The organism is Streptomyces sp. NPDC050448 (assembly GCF_040655295.1).
Classification (GTDB): domain Bacteria; phylum Actinomycetota; class Actinomycetes; order Streptomycetales; family Streptomycetaceae; genus Streptomyces.
Window position 1 is genome coordinate 175,696 of sequence record NZ_JBFAJR010000010.1, and the last position, 18,096, is coordinate 193,791.

Here is an 18,096-nt window from a genome sequence, read left to right on the forward strand (position 1 = left end):
GAGGCGTAAGGGGCCCTCGTGAAACTTGCTAGTGACATGAAGCGATTCAGTCCGTAGGGTGCTGAATATGGATATGCACACTGTCGTGGTGGGGACGTCCGGGACCACCGCCGAGGACGTCATCGCCGTCGCCCGCGGCAACGCGCGGATCGAGCTGTCCGGCGAGGCGCTCGACGCCCTCGCCCGCGCCCGCGAGATCGTCGACGCCCTCGCCGCCAAGCCCGAACCCGTCTACGGGGTGTCCACCGGCTTCGGCGCCCTCGCCTCCCGGCACATCAGCCCCGAGCTGCGCGCCCAGCTCCAGCGCAACATCGTCCGCTCGCACGCCGCCGGGATGGGCCCGCGCGTCGAGCGGGAGGTCGTGCGCGCCCTGATGTTCCTGCGCCTGAAGACCGTCGCCTCCGGGCACACCGGCGTCCGGCCGTCCGTCGCGCAGACGATGGCCGACGTACTCAACGCGGGCATCACGCCCGTCGTCCACGAGTACGGCTCGCTCGGCTGCTCCGGCGACCTCGCGCCGCTCTCGCACTGCGCGCTCGCCCTGATGGGCGAAGGCGACGCCGAGGGTCCGGACGGGGTCGTGCGCCCCGCCGGGGAGCTGCTCGCCGCGGCCGGGATCCAGCCGGTCGAGCTCAAGGAGAAGGAGGGCCTCGCCCTCCTCAACGGCACCGACGGCATGCTCGGCATGCTCGTCATGGCCCTCGCCGACCTCGACAAGCTCTACAAGTCCGCCGACATCACCGCCGCTCTGACCCTCGAGGCGCTCCTCGGCACCGAGAAGGTGCTGGCGCCCGAGCTGCACGCCATCCGCCCGCACCCGGGCCAGGGCGCCTCCGCCGCCAACATGGCCGCCGTCCTGAAGGGCTCCGGGCTCACCGGGCACTTCCAGGAGGAGTCCGCCCCGCGCGTGCAGGACGCGTACTCGGTGCGCTGCGCCCCGCAGGTCGCCGGCGCCGGCCGCGACACCATGGCGCACGCCGCCCTGGTCGCCTCGCGCGAGCTGGCCTCCGCCGTCGACAACCCGGTGGTGCTGCCCGACGGGCGCGTGGAGTCCAACGGCAACTTCCACGGCGCCCCGGTCGCGTACGTCCTGGACTTCCTGGCCATCGCGGCGGCCGACCTCGGCTCCATCGCCGAGCGCCGCACCGACCGGCTGCTCGACAAGAACCGCTCGCACGGCCTGCCGCCGTTCCTGGCGGACGACGCCGGTGTCGACTCCGGTCTGATGATCGCCCAGTACACCCAGGCCGCCCTGGTCAGCGAGATGAAGCGGCTGGCCGTACCGGCCTCCGCCGACTCGATCCCGTCCTCCGCCATGCAGGAGGACCACGTCTCGATGGGCTGGTCGGCCGCGCGCAAGCTCCGTACCGCCGTCGACAACCTGACCCGGATCATCGCGATCGAGATGTACGCGGCCACCCGGGCCATCGAGCTGCGCCACGGGCTCACCCCGGCCCCGGCGAGCCGGGCGGTCATCGCGGCGGCTCGGGCGGCCGGTGTGGAGGGTCCCGGGCCGGATCGTTTCCTCGCCCCCGACCTGGCGGCCGCCGACGCGTTCGTCCGTACGGGCGGCCTCGTCGCCGCGGTCGAGCCGGTGACGGGTCCGCTCGCCTGAACGGACGGCCGGACCTGCCGATGCCGTGAAGGGCCGCCCCCGGGAGACGTCTCCCGGGGGCGGCCCTTCGGCGTCGGCCCGTACCGGGCCGCGTCGGCCCGTACGGGGCCGTCAGGCGCGCGAGCGGCGTACGGAGAAGGTGACGAACCCGGCCCCGAGGCCCAGGCAGAGCGTGCCGCCCAGCAGGTACGGGGTGGTGTCCACCCCGCCGGTGTCGGCGAGCCCGAGGGGGATCTGGACGGCGGTCTGCGGGGCGGCGCCCTCGGGATTCTCCACGAGCGTCGTCACCGATCCGGGCCCGGCCGCGTTCGCGGACTCCGACGCGGCGGAATCGGAACCGGACGCCGTGGAATCGGGCGCCGCGGACCCTGGTGCGGTGGCGTTGGCCGAGGGCACGAACCAGAGGGCGGCGAGAAGGGTGGTCGCTCCGAGAGCGGTGAGCAGCGGTCGACGTGCGGACACGGTGCGATCCCCCTTGCGGAAGCAGCGAATTGGCCGTGTGCGGTGATGCTACGGACAAGGGCGGGTCGCGGGAAAGCCGGGGCTTCCGCGGGCTTACTCTCCGTCGTATGAACCCTTCTGACACATCACGGTACGTACGGCTTCGGGTGGATTTGGTACTGGAGGTGCCCGACCCCGAGGCGCTCACCGGCGCCGCGCTCGAGCACATCGAGGCCGACGAATTCATGCCGGACGAGGAGCGCGGCCACGCCGAGTCGGCCGTGCGCGAGGACGAGTCGGAGGCGCTCGCCTACCTCGTCGACCCCACTGACCTGGTCGCGGACATCCCCGGCGTGGAGCTGGCGCAGGCCTCCTGGAGCAGCGAGCCCGTCGAATACGACCCCGAGTCCATGGAGTGGGACCTGGGTGAGGAAGATGGGGACTTCGACGAAGAGACGACCGACAACGCCTGACCGTGTGGTTGCCCACATTCAAACGGAATGTGGAACCGATCCGGGCCTTCAACGCGTTGACTGGTGCGAGGCGGGGGGCGTTGCCCCCTGCCCCGATCGGGGCACCACCCGGCACGGGCCGGGGGAAGCTCGGGGGTTCAGGCAACGATGGAGTGGCGTGTGAGGACGGACAGGAAGCGGCGGAGAAGGTCCCTGGTGGCCATATCTGCCGTACTCGGTGGCGTGCTGGTGCTCTCGGCGTGCGGCGGCGGCGACGACAAGCCGAAGGGGGGCGGGGACGGGAGCAGCAAGTCCCAGTCGGACGTGGACGCGGCCGCGGCCAAGGACGCGTCCAAGGCCAAGATAACGATCACGCCGAAGGGCGGCGCCACCAACGTCGGCCTGAACGACGCGACCAGCGTCGCCGTCAGTGACGGCACGCTCACCACGGTCGAGCTGAAGACGTCCGAGGGCGCGGCCGTGGCCGGCAAGATAGCCGCCGACGGCAAGAGCTGGAAGCCGGACACCGCGCTGAAGCGCTCGACGAAGTACGCCCTGTCGGCGACCGCCAAGGACGCGAGCGGCAAGGAGGCGCACGAGAACACCTCCTTCACCACCGTCTCCCCGGAGAACAGCTTCGTCGGCTCGTTCATCCCGGACGACGGCCAGACCGTCGGCGTGGGCATGCCGGTCTCGATCACGTTCAACAAGCCGATCAAGGACCAGAAGGCGGTCCAGGCGGCCATCACCGTCACCTCCAGCAGCGGTCAGGAGGTCGTCGGGCACTGGTTCAGCGCGGAGCGCCTGGACTTCCGCCCCGAGCAGTACTGGCAGGCGGGCTCCACCGTCACGCTGAAGCTGGCGCTGGAAGGGGTGCAGGGCGCCCCCGGCGTCCAGGGCGTGCAGAACCGGACCGCCACCTTCAAGATCGGCCGCAGCCAGGTCTCCACGGTCGACGCGAAGACGAAGAAGATGACGGTCACCCGGGACGGAGCGGTCCTCAAGACCATCCCGATCTCGGCGGGCTCTCCGGAGAACCCGACGTACAACGGCCAGATGGTGATCTCCGAGAAGTTCAAGGAGACCCGGATGGACGGCTCCACCGTCGGGTTCAAGAACAGCGAGGGCAAGGGCGAGTACGACATCAAGGACGTCCCGCACGCGATGCGGCTGTCCGAGTCCGGCACCTTCATCCACGGCAACTACTGGGGATCGGACTCGATCTTCGGCAGCGTGAACACCAGCCACGGCTGCGTCGGTCTGAACGACGCCCAGGGTGCCAACGACCCGAACCAGCCGGCGGCGTGGTTCTACGACAACTCGCTCATCGGTGACGTGGTCACGGTGGTCAACTCGCCGGACAAGACCATCAAGCCGGACAACGGCCTCAACGGCTGGAACATGAGCTGGGCGGACTGGAAGGCCGGCACGGCCTCCTGACCCCCGGTCCCGACCGAACCCCCGCGGATGGCGGGGAGCCCCTGACGGAGGCTCCCCGCCATCCGCCGTTCCCGGGCCGGTACACCTGCCCGGAATACCCCTGAGCGCCCGGGCCCGGGCGGAGTTAGGGTCCCGGACATGACCCTCGCTCTCACGAACCTGTCCGCGGCGCCGACCGACGCTGAGGTGGACGCCTGGGCCGCCGTCGTGACCGCGGCGCACACCGCCGACCTGCCCGACGTGCCCGCGCCGACCCGGGTGGAGATCGCGGGACGGCTGCGCGTGCCGCCGGCCGCCGGCCGCTTCACGCACTGGGCGGCGGACGAAGGCGTGGCGAGCCTGCTGCTGTTCACGGACGCCGGCAACGCGCACACCGCCTCGCTGGACCTGCTGAACGTACGTCCGGACGCGCGGCGGCGGGGAGTCGGCACGGCCCTGTGGCACCGCGTCCGCGAGGAACTGCTGGCACGGGGCCGCACCTCCGTCTCCACGATGGTCGACCTGGGCGGCCCGGGACAGGCGTTCGCCGAGTCGCTGGGCTTCGAGAACGTGCTGCCGCTCGCCTGGTACGTCCAGGACGTCCAGGACGCGGCGGCGGGGCTGGCGGGCGCGGAGCCCGAACTCCCGGCCGGCTATGCGCCGGTGTGCTGGGAGGGCCTGGTCCCCGACGCGTGGGCGGCGGCGGCCGCCGTGGCCCACGGGGCGATGGAGGACGCGCCGACCGGGGACATGGACGAGCAGCCCCCGGCCTGGACCGCGGAGCGCCTCCACACGGCGCAGCGGCTGGTCCTGGACCGCGGCGGCCGGATGCTCATGGCCGCGGCGGTGACCCCCGCCGGCGAGGTGGCCTCGTACACCTCCCTGGTCCTCCCGGACCCGGCCGCCCCACGCGCCCTCCAGTACGACACGGTGGTCGTCCCCGCCCACCGCGGCCGCGGCCTCGGCCGCGCCGTCAAACTCCGCATGCTGACGGAAGCCACCGCCCGCTTCCCCGCCCTCCGCGAGATCACCACCTCGGTGGCGGACGAGAACACCCCGATGCGCACGGTGAACGCGGCCCTCGGCTACCGCCGCGAACGCGCGGCGGGCATCTTCCAGATCAAGCTGTAACCCGGCCCCCCGCCCCGGCCCCGTCCGCCGTGGCCGAGGCCGTGGCGGATGCGGATGCGGACGGGGACGCGGACGCGGACGAAGGAGTGGACGGGGCCGCCGCCGGGGCCGACCAGGAGGCCAGGAGGCGCAGGGCGTCCGCCGACGGCGAGCCCGCAGCGGCGTGGAAGGTCACCAGGAACTGCGCCGAGTCGTCCGGGAGGGCCAGCGTCTCGAAGGCCAGGTCCAGCTCACCCACCAGCGGGTGCCGCAACCGCTTCACGCCGTGCGTCTTGTTGTCCGCCACCGTGTGCGCCGCCCACAGCCGCCGGAACTCCTCGTTCTTCACCGACAGCTCCCCGACCAGCGCGGACAGCTGCTCGTCCTCCGGGTGCTGGCCCGCGTACATGCGCAGGTTGCTCACCACCTCGCAGGCCCGGCACTCCCAGTCCGCGTACAGCTCGGCCGTCGCAGGATCCAGGAACACCAGCCGTACGAGGTTGCGCTCCTGCGGCGGCAGCGCCCCGAAATCGCCGAAGACCGCGGCCGCCAGCCGGTTCCAGCCGATCACGTCCTGACGCCGCCCCACCAGGTACGCCGGCACCCCCTCCATCGCATCCATCAGCGTCCGCAGCTCCGGGCGGACGCGCTGCACCCGGTGCTGCTTGCCGCGCTGCCTGCGGGGACGGGGGCCGGCCAGGTGGTTCAGGTGGGCCGTCTCCGTGCCGTCCAGGCGCAGCGCGCGGGCGATCGCGTCCAGCACCTCCGCCGACACGTTCTGTCCGTGCCCCTGTTCCAGCCGCGTGTAGTAGGCCGCCGACACCCCTGCCAGCTGCGCCAGTTCCTCGCGGCGCAGCCCGGGCACGCGGCGGTGGCGCCCGTAGTCCGGCAGGCCCACGTCCCCGGGGCGCAGCCGTGCGCGGCGGGAGCGGAGGAACTCGCCCAGTTCGGCACGCTGATCAAGCTGGTCCATCACGCCATTATCGCCGGGCGGCCCGCGCGACGCGGTCCTGTTCCTGACCCCGTCAGGGGTAGGACCGCCAGTCCTAGGCAGGGCAGGGGCTGGGCGCCGGGCGGGCGCTCCGGCATCGTTGGCTCCACCGCAGATCTTCCGCAGCGTTCGAGGAGTCCTCCCCATGTCCGTCACCCGGGTCGCCGCCTACGCCGCCCCCGCCCCGAAGGCCCCGCTGGAGCGCACCACCGTGCCGCGCCGCCCCGTCGGCGAGCACGACGTCCTCATCGACATCAAGTACGCCGGCATCTGCCACTCCGACATCCACCAGGTCCGCGACGGCTGGGGCCGGGGCATCTACCCCATGGTCCCGGGCCACGAGATCGCCGGCGTCGTCACCGAAGTCGGCCCGGGCGTGAAGAAGTTCGCGGTCGGTGACCACGTGGGCGTCGGCTGCTTCGTCGACTCCTGCCGTGAGTGCGAGTACTGCCTGCGCGGTGAGGAGCAGTACTGCTCCCAGGGCATGACCGGCACGTACAACTCCCGTGACAGGAAGGGCGAGCCCACGTACGGCGGTTACTCCACGCACGTCGTCGTCGACGAGAACTACACCGTCCGCATCCCCGACGGCCTCGCCCTCGACGTCGCCGCCCCGCTGCTGTGCGCCGGCATCACCCTGTACTCCCCGCTCAAGCACTGGCGGGCGGGCCCCGGCAAGAAGGTCGCGATCGTCGGCCTCGGCGGCCTCGGCCACATGGGCGTGAAGATCGCGGCCGCCCTCGGCGCGGAGATCACCGTCCTCTCCCAGTCCCTGCGCAAGCAGGAGGACGGCCTGCGGCTGGGCGCCTCGCACTACTACGCCACGAGCGACGCCAGCACCTTCGAGCAGCTGAAGGGCACGTTCGACCTGGTCATCTCGACCGTCGCGGCCCCGCTCGGCCTCGACGCGTACCTCGGCCTGCTGAAGGTCGACGGCGCGCTGGTGAACGTCGGCGCCCCGGAGGAGCCGGTCGAGCTGAACCTGTTCTCGGTCATCACCGGCCGCAGGACGCTGGCCGGCTCGATGATCGGCGGGATCGCCGAGACGCAGGAAATGATGGACTTCTGCGCCGAGCACGGGCTGGGCTCGGAGATCGAGCTGATCCGCGCCGACGAGATCAACGACGCGTACGAGCGGGTGCTGGCCAGCGACGTCCGCTACCGCTTCGTCATCGACGCGTCGACGATCTGATCCGCCCGGTCGGGCGCGGCCGTCTGTACGGCGATCCGTGCCTCCGTTCCGGGCCCCGGCGCCAGCCTGCCGAGCGGGACTCCGGCGCCGCCGCCCGAACGGGTGAGGGCAGCACCGGAGCTCCAGGAGGGCGTCAGCCGCCGGCCTTGGTCACGCCGATCGGGCAGGAGACGCCCGTGCCTCCGATGCCGCAGTAGCCGCGCCGGGCCCTTGTCCAGGTCGTAAAAGGGGTGGGAAGTGAACGAAGCGGCACCGGTGATCCCGGTTGTCTCGTACGCCCGTATCTCCGCCGACACGGCCAGGGACGGCCACGGCGTCGAGGACCAGCACAAGGTGAACGGGGAGACGGCGGCCCGTCTCGGCTGGACGATCGTGCACCGCTACACCGACAACGACCTGTCGGCGGCCAAGGCGGCTGTGGTGCGCCCGGACTTCGAGGCCATGGTGAAGGCGCTCAAGTCGGGCCATATGCCGGTTGGTCAGCCAGTGCGCGGCGTCATCGTCGTTGCGGACGACCGGCTCACGCGGCGGGCCGGTGACTACGAGCGATTCGTGGACGCGCTCACGTACGAGGAAGGACGGCTCTACGCCGACGCCAAGGGGTCGAAGAACCTCTATAGCGAGGACGTGGAGTCCATGGGGCTCTTCGGTGTCGTCATTTCCAAGATGGAGGTGCGCAAGATGCAGCGGCGTGCGCGCCGCTCGCACCGCGCCCGCGCGGAGCTGGGCATCCCGGTGGGTGGCAAGCGTCCGTTCGGCTGGAAGGACGACAAGCTCACGCTGGAGCCCGAGGAAGCGGCGTGGCTGGCGAAGGGCGCCCGAGAGGTGATCGCGGGCAAGTCCATGCACTCGATCCTCCGCGAGTGGCGGGAGGCCGGCGTCCGCACGATCAACGACAAGGAGTGGGCGAGCCGCTCACTCAAGCTTGCGCTGTGGAACCCGAGGCTGTGCGGTTGGCGGAAGCACAACGGAGAGCTGGTGCATGATGCCAACGGCGTGCCGGTCGTGGGCCGCTGGGAGCCCGTCATCACGCCGAAGGAGTGGATGGCCATCGACGCCGTCTTCTCGGCGCGCGTCGGACCCAACGTGAAGTCCGACGGATCGGTCACTGACTACCGCACGCCGTCCTGCCTGCTGACGGGAATCCTTCGATGCGGAAAGCCTGGTGCGGACGGACAGATCTGCAACGCGCCGCTCCGCGCCACTGCCCGACCGGACCTTTCTGGTGGCTATCTCTACCAGTGCCCCAGCAAGGAAATGGGCGGCTGTGGTGGCACGGGGCGTAATGGTGCCAAGATTGACGAATTCATCACGGAGGCAGTCCTCGCGAAGTTGGAGGAACGGGCGGCCAGGACGAAGCATGTGGACGATAGGTGGTCGGGGGAGGAAGAGCTGGCCCGCCTGACGAAGAAGCAGCACAAGCTGCTCCAGGCGTGGCAGGAGGATCAGATCTCGGATGAGCTGTTCTTCCCTGAGAATCAGAGGATGGAAGCGCGCGTCAAGGAACTCCGCGCGGACCGTACTCGGCACGTTCTCAACCAGCAGCGTGCAGCCGAAGTGACCGGCGACGTGCGCGAGCACTGGACCTCCGACAAGCTGGACCTGGCGCAGAAGCGTGCCCTGATCAGGGAAGCACTGCACGCGGTGATCGTCCTGCCCGTGGGTGGCGGTGGTCGGCGTCCGTTCAACCCTGACCTGCTGGTCCCGAAGTGGCGGGACTGACGGGGAGCCGAGACGGAAAAGGGGCACCGCCATCTGGCTGGTGCCCCTTCGTTCGTCTTGCGGATATGGACTACCGCTTTCGCGCCTTGATCAAGGATCGGACGATAGCCGGACTCGCCGCAGCCAAGGCATGAGGCAAGGTCGGTGGTCGACCCAAGGCCATGGACTCGAATGGGCAAGCAGGCGCAGTAACTGAAGGAGGACGGCAAGAGCTACGGCGCCATCGCCAAGGTCCTGGGAGTAGGCCAGGCGACTGTATACCGGGTGCTTACCGGCACGGCAGGTTGAGACTTCACGGCGGAGGAGAGAGCGCCCGAGACGGGCGCACAGGCGTCCACCCGGACCCCGGTACCGGTCGCGGCCTCTGTCATGCACGGCCCTGCCTGGCAGGACAGGGCAGGTCGCGAGCGGCACGGTTCGGAGAGCACGTGACAAGGGCGACGGAGTGGAAGACAGTGCCCTTCAGGTAGTGGCCGAGGGACACGTCTCCTCCCCACGTCAGTCGCTCGACTGCGGCCTGCACCAGGAGAATCAGCCTGGTCACCTCCCGATCCTGCTCAGAGGCGAAACGGGGTGCGAACTCCGAGAGCTGAAGCCCCAACCATTCGCCGGCTTCCTTGGGTTCCTCCCATGTCCCTCGGATCATCGAGGGCGGTTTCATGAGCCAGTGCGCCGTCTGGATCGGGGGCACGTCGGTGGTCGGGAACACGGCCACGGCTTCTCGGTACCGGTCGAGTACCTCCATCTCGCTGCTTGCGGTCGGGGCCTGTCCGGCCGGTCTGCGGACGCTCTCCTTGTCGAACGTCTTCTTCTCCCCCACCCATGCGTAACCGTGGTGGTGCACCGCCGCTCCGTTCCGAGAGATGACGACGGCCCCGCCCGTCGACGTGAGGGCAGGGCCGTCAGTAGAGGTGGTGCTGTGGATCAGGCGGAGAGGTCGAAGCGGGCGGGGTCGATGCCCGCCGCGTCCAGCTCGGCCGTGGTGAAGCGCAGCGGCTCGGCGTCCGGGCGCTTGCTGTCACCCATGGCCCACGCGTCCGGCCCGATCTTCGCGAGAGTCACACACGCCTCGCCGTCGGGGTGGGTGTTGCCTCCACATGCCTTGCTGAACTGGGCTCCGTCGATGTCGAGGCTGTACAGGTCGGTCATCTGGTCCTCCTTGATTCAGATGGGAAGGGCACTGCTGTCCCGCTCGCGTGGGCCCGTGTGCTGCGCAGAGCCTCCGCGATCTGCTCGACGTGAGCAGCGGGGATTGAGCCCACGTGCACGAGCGGCTGACCTCTTGGGGTCACCTGCGGCCGTATCGCCGCATAGGAGCTCTCCGGCAGGCCCAGTGCCGAGAGCACCTCGCGCATGGCCTCGGAGGCGTTCAGGGCCGCTGTGCGTCCGTCACGCCAGGTCTGCATGTCCACTACCGCACCCCGGGGTGCTTCTTGGGGTGCGCGGCCAACTCGACGTTGCAGTCCGAGACGGCGGACAGGTCTCCGTCGCCGTGCGCCGCTGTGCGCTGCTTCGCGAGCGCAGCGCACACACCACAACCCGGTGCAGGCCCAGGAGGGGGTGTGTGGGGGAGGGACAGTTGAACCGGTGGGTCCATCGTGGTGCGGGGGCTACTCACTGGGATTCCCTCCCTCGGGTGTCGGCACCGACGATGCTTCACCCGCTGAGCAGCTTGCTCTAGGACCTTTCCTGTTGGGGCAAGAATCCGTCCCGGATACCTTCGACCAGGGTTCTCATGGCATCGTCGTAGACCGCCACCGCGGCGAACCGCTCGAACGTGTCGAGGTAGAGCTGTACGTCCTTCGGGTCGCGAGTTGTGACCTCGGAATGGAACGTTTCCACGATGACGAGCCGGTCGTCGTGGAGGCTGAAGCAGGTCATGGGGAAGTCGGGCATCCGGCGGTCGGACGGCACGACACCCAGCGAGACGTTGGGTAGCCGGGACACGGACACGAGCCGGTCCAGTTGGAGCGCCATGACCACGGGCTCGCTGATGCGCCACCGGAGTACGTGCTCGCAGATCAGGAAGTGGAAGGACCTGCCTGGTTGGTACAGGACGGATTGCCGTTCGAGGCGGGCCGCCACGGTCTTGGCTCTGGTCTCCTCCGGCAGGGCGGGAGGCAGGGAGAAGACGGCAGAGGCGTACTCAGGAGTCTGGAGGAGCCCGGGGACGAGCTGTCCCTGGAAGAGCCCGAGCGTGGCGGTGCCGGCCTCGATTGCCCGAATGGTCTTCTGGTGCTTCCACGGACCCATGCGGCGCAGCAGGCGCCATGCGGTGGCCTCGGTGGCTTCAGCGCGGGCCGCCGCCAGGAACTCTTCCTTGACTTCCTGGCTCACGCCTATGGCGGTGAGGACCAGGTCCACGTCCTGGACGGTCGGCCGCACCTTGCCGTTCTCGATCTTCGACAACTTCCCGGCAGACATGGAAGCCCTGCGGGCCACCGAGTCACCCGTGAGACCGGATGCGTCGCGGAGTGCCCGCAGGGCTTTCCCGATCGAGTCGGCGGTCAGTGGTGCCGCTCCCAGTAGTCCGCGAACGGCACCGCTTCGGCCAAGGCGCGGTCCTGGTAGCCCTGATACTCGGCAAGTCTGTGGGCAGGGAGAAGTTCGGCGCCGACGAACGCACCCTCGGACGTGTAGTGCATCCGGTACACGTCCCGGTCGTCGAACAACCAGAAGTCGTGATCCGGCAGGCTGGTGACAGCCTGCTCCGCCAGGTCGATGATGCTGATGGACTCGCCGGCCGTGATGTTGCCGGGATACGCAGCTAGTTCGTACCGCAGATAGTCGGTCAGAGGTGAGCGGAGCACGTGGACGCGGGTCACTTCCTTGCCCTTGTCGGTCATCGACCGGACCCACGGGTTGTCATCCCAGTCGGGACCCATGTCAGCGCCCGCCAGGAAGCGTTCGAACTCCTCGCGCTCCTCCTCCACGTCGTAGACGGAGAGCGTCTCTAGCCGGAAGGCAGTGCGCTCGAAAGCCGCGAAGAGCTGGCCGAACTCCTCACCGCTGAGCACGAAAGTACTCCTCCAGCACTGCGGCCGGAACCACGACTGCGGTCTCACCCTCGGGCAGGTCGAGCTGGGCCAGCCGCTCGGGGTCGGTGATGACGTACCCCTGTACGACGTAGTCCTTCGCGTCCTCGGTGCCCCACAGCGTCGGGCACGTTCCGTTCCTGCACTCCGGGTCACCGGACAGCTTCCGCAGCATCCTTGCCCCCACATGTCGGCGTACGCCTGTCGTGTTCGATGCTCCCGAGCCGGTCACGGCAGGGTCAAGCGCTGATCCTTTCCAGAACAGGAAAGCTGTACACATGGCCGAAATGGTGATATGCGCCGCATGACTGGTCGATACAACATCGAGCGATTCGATTCGAACGAGCCGGACAGATGAAGGCGCGCCCTGGCCCCGGAGGTGGTCAGTGGCCGATCACACCACGGACGAGGGCCACGAGGCCTGACAGGAAGCTGCCGATCGCCGCGAGGGTGACCAGGGCGGCCTTGCCGTCTGAGAACAGCCCGGAGCAGAAGGTGCGTACCTGGCGCCGAAGGATCAGCATCTTGAGCTTCTGCCATCGGTGCTGACGGATGTGGCAGCCCAGGAGAAGGCCCGTCGCGTTATTGCGACAGCCGTCCTCCCTCCCTCTGATGGGAGCACCGCATGTCACAGGGGCTTGGAAGAAGCACCAGAGCACGACCGCGATTGAGAGGCCGATCACCACTGCGGGCCCGGCCGCCTTGTTCATCCAGGCGGCGATCAGTAGTGCGCCGGCCAGGACTCCCCACCACTGCCCCAACCCGCCAAGCCGACTGCTTCGTGCCCCCGATGTCGCCATGTCCTGAATCGTGGCGAGTCGTGCGGCAGCTCATGTTCGGCGGCGGCAGTCTTGACTGAAAAGGACCCCAGGACGGCTGACTGTCGATGGAATCGAATTCCGATGCCGTCGCTGAGTGTCATCCGCCCTGAGGCCCGCTGGCGTCGATCAGCCGTCGGCCTTGGCCACGCCGATCGGGCAGGAGACTCCCGTGCCGCCGATGCCGCAGTAGCCGCCCGGATTGCGGTCGAGGTACTGCTGGTGGTGGGGCTCCGCCGGCCAGAAGGGGCGGTCCGACGCCGGGAGGACCGCCGTCGTGATGTCGCCGTAGCCCGAGGACACCAGGACCTGCTGGTACGCGGAGCGGGAGGCCTCGGCCTCGGCCTGCTGGGCCTCGGAGTGGGTGTAGACCGCCGAGCGGTACTGGGTGCCGACGTCGTTGCCCTGGCGGAAGCCCTGCGTCGGGTCGTGGGACTCCCAGAACAGCTTCAGGAGGGTGTTGTAGGAGACCTGGGACGGGTCGAAGACCACGCGGACGACCTCGGTGTGGCCGGTCAGGCCCGAGCACACCTCCTCGTACGTCGGGTTTTCGGTGAAGCCGCCCTGGTAGCCGGCCAGCGTGGTCCACACCCCGGGGGTCTGCCAGAACTTGCGCTCCGCGCCCCAGAAGCAGCCCAGGCCGAAGTCGGCCACCTCGAGTCCGGCCGGATACGGGCCGGCGAGCGGGTTGCCGAGGACCGTGTGCCGGTCCGGGAGCGAGAACTGCGCGGTCGCGCGGCCCTGCAGCGCCTCCTCGCGGGTGGGGAGCTCGGGCGTGCGGCGGTACGAGAACATGATTCCCTCCTAGTGGTGCTCCTTTAACGGAAGCGGGGCGGGCCGGGATTCCCCGGGGCCCGCCCCAACTCCTTACGTGCGGATTACGTGTCCTGCTCCGTGGTCGCCAGCACCGCCCAGTTCCGGGCGTACAGGTACCGTCCCTTCGGCGTGCCCGAGTAGTAGCAGGGCAGCGCACCCAGGTATCCGTCGATGACCCGGAACTGCTCCACCGCCTCCGCGTCCCGGTCCTGCCAGAACAGCAGCCACGCGAGGACGTGCCGCAGCCGGACCGCCCGCCGGTCGGCGGGATCGGCCGCCGCCAGGTCCACGAGCGCCGCGTCGACCGCGGCGGCGACCTCCGGCTCCTTGAAGAAGGTCTGCGCCGAGCCAGCTGCTTCAGGGCGCGCCGCAACCTTATTGGCCGGGATTCCGCAGGCGGGAGCCCGGGGGAGGGCCCCCGCCTGCGGGCGGCGTCGCGTCGGCGCGGCCGGTGCGTCAGTGCGGCCGGTCCGTCAGCGCGGTCCGCGGCGTCAGTGCGGCAGCGTCGCCGGTGAGCCGCCGTTGGCCTCGTAGCCCGCCACCGCCAGGGCGCGGTACACCGCGTACTGCGCGGCCGGGTCCGGGGAGACCGACCACGGGAGGGCGCCGACGTAGCCGTCGATGTGGCGGACCTGCTCCATCGCCTCCGCCCAGCGCGCCATCGGCACCAGGAACGACAGCAGCATGTGCCGTACGTGCGCCAGCATCGGGTCGTCGGGGCGGGCGGTGTGCACCGCGTACAGCGCGCCCTCCACCGCCCGGGTCACCACCGCGCCCTGCCAGAAGTTCGTCAGGACGACCTCCGGGACGTGCTCGTACACCGCGAACAGCGGCAGCGCCGCCAGCAGCGAGCCCCGGGGGGCGCGGGCCGCCGCCGCGTGCGCGAAGGCGTCCGCCTTCTCCCGCGAGCCGTGCCACTTCTCGCACCAGTAGTGCAGCGCCGCCAAGTGCGCGCCCATGTGCGCCGGCGCGACGTCGATGACCTTCGCCCACAAGGTGTCGAACTCGGCCTCCGAGTACCCCAGGGCCCGCGCGACCGCCAGTTCCGTGATGTACGGGACGGGGTCGCCCGGCGCCAGCAGCGCCGCCTTGCGGCACGCCTCCCGGGCCTCCTCCAGGATGATCCGGTGGTCCGTGGAGCCCACGCCGCCCGAGTGCCGCCACGCCTGCTGCACCAGCAGCTCCGCGTGCACCTGCGCGCCGCCCGCGTCCTTCTCCGCCTCCAGCCGCCAGGCCTTCAGCCACTGCGCGCCCACCCCGGGCCGTTCCACCAGCTCCAGCGCCGCCGCCCCGCCGAAGGCCTGGATCCGCTGCCAGCGCAGCTCGCCCTCCTTCGGGGTCCCGGCCAGCAGCTGGGACGCGGCCTGCCACTGGCCGCTCCGCTGCACGGCTTCGAGGGCGTCCATCAGGTCCTCGTCGGGGCCCGGGACCCGGATGTCCAGGTGCTCCTGCCGGGCGAAACCGTAGTTCTCGGGGTCGGCCGCGTCGGGGCTGCCCGGCGCGACCAGGCGTACGCCGCCGCCGCGCCGGCGCCGTATGTACGGGCTGAAGGCGGCCACGAGCAGGCCGAACGCGAGCAGGAACCACAGAATCTCCATGCGCCCAAGCGAACCAGACGCACCGGCGCGAAGGCCAATGCCGCACCAGCGGGTGTGCAGTGGGCGCGTCGGCGGCCGGGGCTTAGGCTCTGCCCATGAGCGACGACAGCCATGAGCACCAGAGCTTCGAGACCCGCGCGATCCACGCGGGCAACACGGCGGACCCGCTGACCGGCGCGGTCGTGCCCCCGATCTACCAGGTGTCCACGTACAAGCAGGACGGCGTCGGCGGACTGCGCGGCGGCTACGAGTACAGCCGCAGCGCGAACCCGACCCGGACCGCGCTGGAGGAGAACCTCGCGGCGCTGGAGGGCGGCCGGCGCGGCCTCGCCTTCGCGTCCGGGCTCGCCGCCGAGGACTGCCTGCTGCGTACGCTGCTCTCCCCGGGCGACCACGTGGTCATCCCGAACGACGCGTACGGCGGCACCTTCCGCCTCTTCGCGAAGGTCGTCTCCCGCTGGGGCGTGGAGTGGTCGGTGGCCGATACCTCCGACCCGGCGTCCGTACGGGCCGCCCTGACCCCGAAGACGAAGGTCATCTGGGTCGAGACCCCCTCCAACCCGATGCTCGGCATCACCGACATCGCGGTCGTCGCCGACATCGCGCGGTCGGCCGGCGCCAAGCTGGTCGTGGACAACACCTTTGCCTCGCCCTACCTCCAGCAGCCCCTCGCCCTGGGCGCGGACGTGGTCGTGCACTCGCTGACCAAGTACATGGGCGGCCACTCCGACGTGGTCGGCGGTGCGCTGGTGACCGCCGACGCGGCGCTCGGCGAGGAACTGGCCTACCACCAGAACGCGATGGGCGCCGTGGCCGGCCCCTTCGACTCCTGGATCGTGCTGCGCGGCATCAAGACGCTGGCCGTCCGCATGGACCGGCACGCGGAGAACGCGGCGAAGGTCGTCGAGATGCTGACCCGCCACCCGAAGGTGCACACGGTCCTCTACCCGGGCCTGGCCGAGCACCCGGGCCACGAGATCGCCGCCAAGCAGATGCGCAACTTCGGCGGCATGATCTCCTTCCAGGTCACCGGCGGCGAGCTGGCGGCGGTCGAGGTCTGCAACCGCGCCAAGCTCTTCACCCTCGGTGAGTCCCTGGGCGGCGTCGAGTCCCTCATCGAGCACCCGGGCCGCATGACCCACGCCTCGGTGGCCGGCTCGGCCCTGGAGGTCCCGGCGGACCTGGTCCGCCTCTCCGTCGGCATCGAGAACGCCGACGACCTGCTGGCGGACCTGACCCAGGCCCTCGGCTAGGCGTTTTCACGCGAGGCCGCCGGGCGGTGGCTACCAGCCCTCCAGGGGCGGGGAGACACCGCTCGGCGGGACCTCCCACGGGCGGACCAGCCAGGCCCACACGGAGAAGGCCGCGGCCGCCGCGAACAGCAGCGTCCAGCCGACCCGGCGCAGGGCCCGGCGGCGGCGCAGCAGCCGGTCCCCCCGGGCGGCGGCACTCGCCGCCAGCCCGGCCGGGACCACCGGGTGGGGGCCCTCCAGCAGTCGCCTGACCTGGTCTTCCTTGCGGTCGGGGATGTTCATGCGGCCTCCCGGGAGCGCATCGCGGCCACCGCCCGGTTGCACAGCACCCGCACCCGCTCGACCGGCAGTCCCAGCTGGGCGGCGGTGACCTCCTCCGCGACGCCCTCGTACATGCGCAGCACGAGCACGAGCCGTTCCTGCGGGCCGAGCCGGGCGAGGAGCCCCGGACCGCCGTGGTGGCGCCAGCCGGTGCGGGCGAAGGCGGCGCACAGCTCCCGGCGGGTGTGGTCGTACGGGTCGTCGCCGCGCACCCTGCGCCAGTTCGCGTACGTACGGGCCAGCGCGTCCGCGAGCAGCCGGCGGGCGGCGGCGGGCTCGCTCTGCGGCTCGGCCGTCAGCAGGACGGCGACATGCAGGAGCCGCCCCGCCGCGCCCGCGACGAAGGCTTCGAACTCCGCGTAGGCGCCCCGCCCGTGGTCGTCCACAGGCCACATAGTGCGGGCAGCGGGACCGCCCCGGTCAAGAGGTCGGACGGCCCCGGCTCACGCCCGCTGTCAGGAAGCGGGGCCCGCCTCCGAGACGGCGCCCATCAGATCCGACAGCGAGCCGTTGAAACGGGTCAGCAGCCCGGTGAAGGACTCGCGCTCGTCCTCGCTCCAGTCCTCGGTCACCCGGGCCATCAGCTCGCGCCGCGAGGAGCGGACCTCCGTGAGCCGGGCGAGGCCGCGCGGGGAGAGCGCGAGGACCACGGCCCGCCCGTCCTCCGGGTGGGAGGTGCGCTTGACCAGGCCGCTGTCGACCAGCGGCGCGACCTGGCGGGTGACGGTGGAGGAGTCGATGCCCATGCCGCAGGCGAGTGCCTTGACGCCCATCGGTCCTTCCAGGTCGAGCCTGTTCAGCAGCAGGTACGCGGCGCGGTCCATCGAGTTGCGGGCCTGGCCGACCCCGCCCAGGCGGGTCTGCTCGGCGCGGCGGGCGAAGACGGCCACCTGGTGCTGGAGCGCGTCGAGGAGACCGGCTTCGGCGGACGCCTCGGCCGCCGTGGGCAGGTCGGAATTGGCCGGGGTGGAAGGCATGGCCGTGAGCTCTCTTCACGTGGGGCCGACAAGGATGGGGGACAGAGTACGCGGCCGTGGCACGGCCTGTACGCCTCGTACGAGAACTGGTGCGGGCGGTACGGACCAAGTCCCCGGACCCGTCCCGGATGGCCTGATTTCGCCCTCTGTGGCATCCGTTCGCGGAGCTGTCCGCCGGGCTGTTCGCCGGACGGTTCGCAGGGCTCGTTGCCGGGCTGTCCGCCGAGCCGTCCGCCGAGTGTCCGGAGTCCCTCGCCACGGGGATGTGCCCTGTATGCAGTGCGGAGTGTGCGGAGTGCGGAGTGTGCAGTTCCGCAGCCCGGCGCCGTGATCCGC

At 70.6% G+C, this 18,096-nt stretch carries 22 protein-coding genes; 8 read left to right on the forward strand and 14 right to left on the reverse strand.

The window, feature by feature from the left end; genetic code table 11:
• Positions 1-73: 73 nt before the first annotated feature.
• Entirely contained in the window at positions 74-1,615 is a 1,542-nt protein-coding gene (hutH, locus tag AB0I68_RS15185; RefSeq protein ID WP_363177787.1) for a histidine ammonia-lyase, read from the forward strand.
• Between the two features lie 111 nt (positions 1,616-1,726).
• Here the strand turns inward: hutH and AB0I68_RS15190 are convergent, their stop codons facing one another.
• Complete coding sequence (locus AB0I68_RS15190; RefSeq protein WP_363177727.1) at positions 1,727-2,077, reverse strand: hypothetical protein; 351 nt, start codon at positions 2,075-2,077, stop codon at positions 1,727-1,729.
• A gap of 107 nt (positions 2,078-2,184) precedes the next feature.
• Here AB0I68_RS15190 and AB0I68_RS15195 point away from each other — a divergent pair, with 107 nt between their 5' ends.
• From AB0I68_RS15195 to AB0I68_RS15205, 3 genes are all read left to right on the forward strand, one after another.
• Positions 2,185-2,529, forward strand: a complete 345-nt coding sequence (locus AB0I68_RS15195) for a hypothetical protein (protein WP_328620464.1) — start codon at positions 2,185-2,187, stop codon at positions 2,527-2,529.
• Positions 2,530-2,676: 147 nt separating this feature from the next.
• Complete coding sequence (locus AB0I68_RS15200) at positions 2,677-3,948, forward strand: Ig-like domain-containing protein (RefSeq protein ID WP_363177728.1); 1,272 nt, start codon at positions 2,677-2,679, stop codon at positions 3,946-3,948.
• Between the two features lie 138 nt (positions 3,949-4,086).
• Positions 4,087-5,058 (forward strand): GNAT family N-acetyltransferase, encoded by a 972-nt coding sequence (locus tag AB0I68_RS15205; RefSeq protein WP_363177729.1) that lies wholly within the window; start codon positions 4,087-4,089, stop codon positions 5,056-5,058.
• Here the strand turns inward: AB0I68_RS15205 and AB0I68_RS15210 are convergent.
• Complete coding sequence (locus AB0I68_RS15210) at positions 5,048-6,010, reverse strand: helix-turn-helix transcriptional regulator (protein ID WP_363177731.1); 963 nt, start codon at positions 6,008-6,010, stop codon at positions 5,048-5,050. The two genes, AB0I68_RS15205 and AB0I68_RS15210, sit on opposite strands and share 11 nt — an antisense overlap.
• 163 nt (positions 6,011-6,173) lie before the next feature.
• Here AB0I68_RS15210 and AB0I68_RS15215 point away from each other — a divergent pair, with 163 nt between their 5' ends.
• From AB0I68_RS15215 to AB0I68_RS15225, 3 genes are all read left to right on the forward strand, one after another.
• On the forward strand, positions 6,174-7,220 hold the full coding sequence (locus AB0I68_RS15215) for an NAD(P)-dependent alcohol dehydrogenase (RefSeq protein WP_363177733.1): 1,047 nt from the start codon (positions 6,174-6,176) through the stop codon (positions 7,218-7,220).
• A 237-nt stretch (positions 7,221-7,457) separates the two neighbouring features.
• Complete coding sequence (locus AB0I68_RS15220; RefSeq protein ID WP_363177734.1) at positions 7,458-8,942, forward strand: recombinase family protein; 1,485 nt, start codon at positions 7,458-7,460, stop codon at positions 8,940-8,942.
• A gap of 192 nt (positions 8,943-9,134) precedes the next feature.
• Positions 9,135-9,230 (forward strand): helix-turn-helix domain-containing protein, encoded by a 96-nt coding sequence (locus AB0I68_RS15225; RefSeq protein ID WP_363177788.1) that lies wholly within the window; start codon positions 9,135-9,137, stop codon positions 9,228-9,230.
• A 79-nt stretch (positions 9,231-9,309) separates the two neighbouring features.
• On the opposite strand, the gene AB0I68_RS15230 is transcribed toward AB0I68_RS15225, so the two are convergent.
• The 9 genes from AB0I68_RS15230 to AB0I68_RS15270 all read right to left on the reverse strand — a co-directional run bounded on the left by AB0I68_RS15230 (position 9,310) and on the right by AB0I68_RS15270 (position 15,209).
• The gene (locus AB0I68_RS15230) at positions 9,310-9,786 is read right to left on the reverse strand and encodes a hypothetical protein (RefSeq protein ID WP_363177735.1); all 477 of its coding nucleotides are present in this window, start codon (positions 9,784-9,786) and stop codon (positions 9,310-9,312) included.
• 80 nt (positions 9,787-9,866) lie between these two features.
• On the reverse strand, positions 9,867-10,091 hold the full coding sequence (locus tag AB0I68_RS15235) for a DUF397 domain-containing protein (protein ID WP_363177736.1): 225 nt from the start codon (positions 10,089-10,091) through the stop codon (positions 9,867-9,869).
• Between the two features lie 528 nt (positions 10,092-10,619).
• A complete protein-coding gene (locus AB0I68_RS15240; RefSeq protein WP_363177789.1) occupies positions 10,620-11,468 on the reverse strand; it encodes a helix-turn-helix transcriptional regulator in 849 nt (282 codons plus the stop codon).
• Entirely contained in the window at positions 11,450-11,959 is a 510-nt protein-coding gene (locus AB0I68_RS15245) for a DUF6879 family protein (RefSeq protein ID WP_363177737.1), read from the reverse strand. Before AB0I68_RS15245 ends, AB0I68_RS15240 begins: the two co-directional genes overlap by 19 nt.
• Positions 11,946-12,152, reverse strand: a complete 207-nt coding sequence (locus AB0I68_RS15250; protein ID WP_060178883.1) for a hypothetical protein — start codon at positions 12,150-12,152, stop codon at positions 11,946-11,948. The genes AB0I68_RS15245 and AB0I68_RS15250 overlap by 14 nt, the downstream gene beginning before the upstream one ends.
• A gap of 208 nt (positions 12,153-12,360) precedes the next feature.
• On the reverse strand, positions 12,361-12,501 hold the full coding sequence (locus tag AB0I68_RS15255; RefSeq protein ID WP_363177739.1) for a hypothetical protein: 141 nt from the start codon (positions 12,499-12,501) through the stop codon (positions 12,361-12,363).
• Positions 12,502-12,924: 423 nt separating this feature from the next.
• Entirely contained in the window at positions 12,925-13,590 is a 666-nt protein-coding gene (msrA, locus tag AB0I68_RS15260; protein ID WP_363177740.1) for a peptide-methionine (S)-S-oxide reductase MsrA, read from the reverse strand.
• 83 nt (positions 13,591-13,673) lie between these two features.
• Positions 13,674-13,901, reverse strand: a complete 228-nt coding sequence (locus AB0I68_RS15265) for a hypothetical protein (RefSeq protein WP_363177741.1) — start codon at positions 13,899-13,901, stop codon at positions 13,674-13,676.
• Between the two features lie 201 nt (positions 13,902-14,102).
• Positions 14,103-15,209, reverse strand: a complete 1,107-nt coding sequence (locus AB0I68_RS15270) for a hypothetical protein (protein WP_363177742.1) — start codon at positions 15,207-15,209, stop codon at positions 14,103-14,105.
• Between the two features lie 95 nt (positions 15,210-15,304).
• Here AB0I68_RS15270 and AB0I68_RS15275 point away from each other — a divergent pair, with 95 nt between their 5' ends.
• Positions 15,305-16,462 (forward strand): cystathionine gamma-synthase, encoded by a 1,158-nt coding sequence (locus tag AB0I68_RS15275; protein ID WP_363177744.1) that lies wholly within the window; start codon positions 15,305-15,307, stop codon positions 16,460-16,462.
• A 30-nt stretch (positions 16,463-16,492) separates the two neighbouring features.
• Here AB0I68_RS15275 and AB0I68_RS15280 read toward each other — a convergent pair whose 3' ends face one another.
• From AB0I68_RS15280 to AB0I68_RS15290, 3 genes are all read right to left on the reverse strand, one after another.
• On the reverse strand, positions 16,493-16,744 hold the full coding sequence (locus tag AB0I68_RS15280) for a hypothetical protein (protein ID WP_363177745.1): 252 nt from the start codon (positions 16,742-16,744) through the stop codon (positions 16,493-16,495).
• A complete protein-coding gene (locus tag AB0I68_RS15285) occupies positions 16,741-17,169 on the reverse strand; it encodes a sigma factor-like helix-turn-helix DNA-binding protein (RefSeq protein WP_363177746.1) in 429 nt (142 codons plus the stop codon). The genes AB0I68_RS15280 and AB0I68_RS15285 overlap by 4 nt, the downstream gene beginning before the upstream one ends.
• 69 nt (positions 17,170-17,238) lie before the next feature.
• Positions 17,239-17,760 (reverse strand): MarR family transcriptional regulator, encoded by a 522-nt coding sequence (locus AB0I68_RS15290; protein WP_363177747.1) that lies wholly within the window; start codon positions 17,758-17,760, stop codon positions 17,239-17,241.
• Positions 17,761-18,096 lie beyond the last annotated feature (336 nt).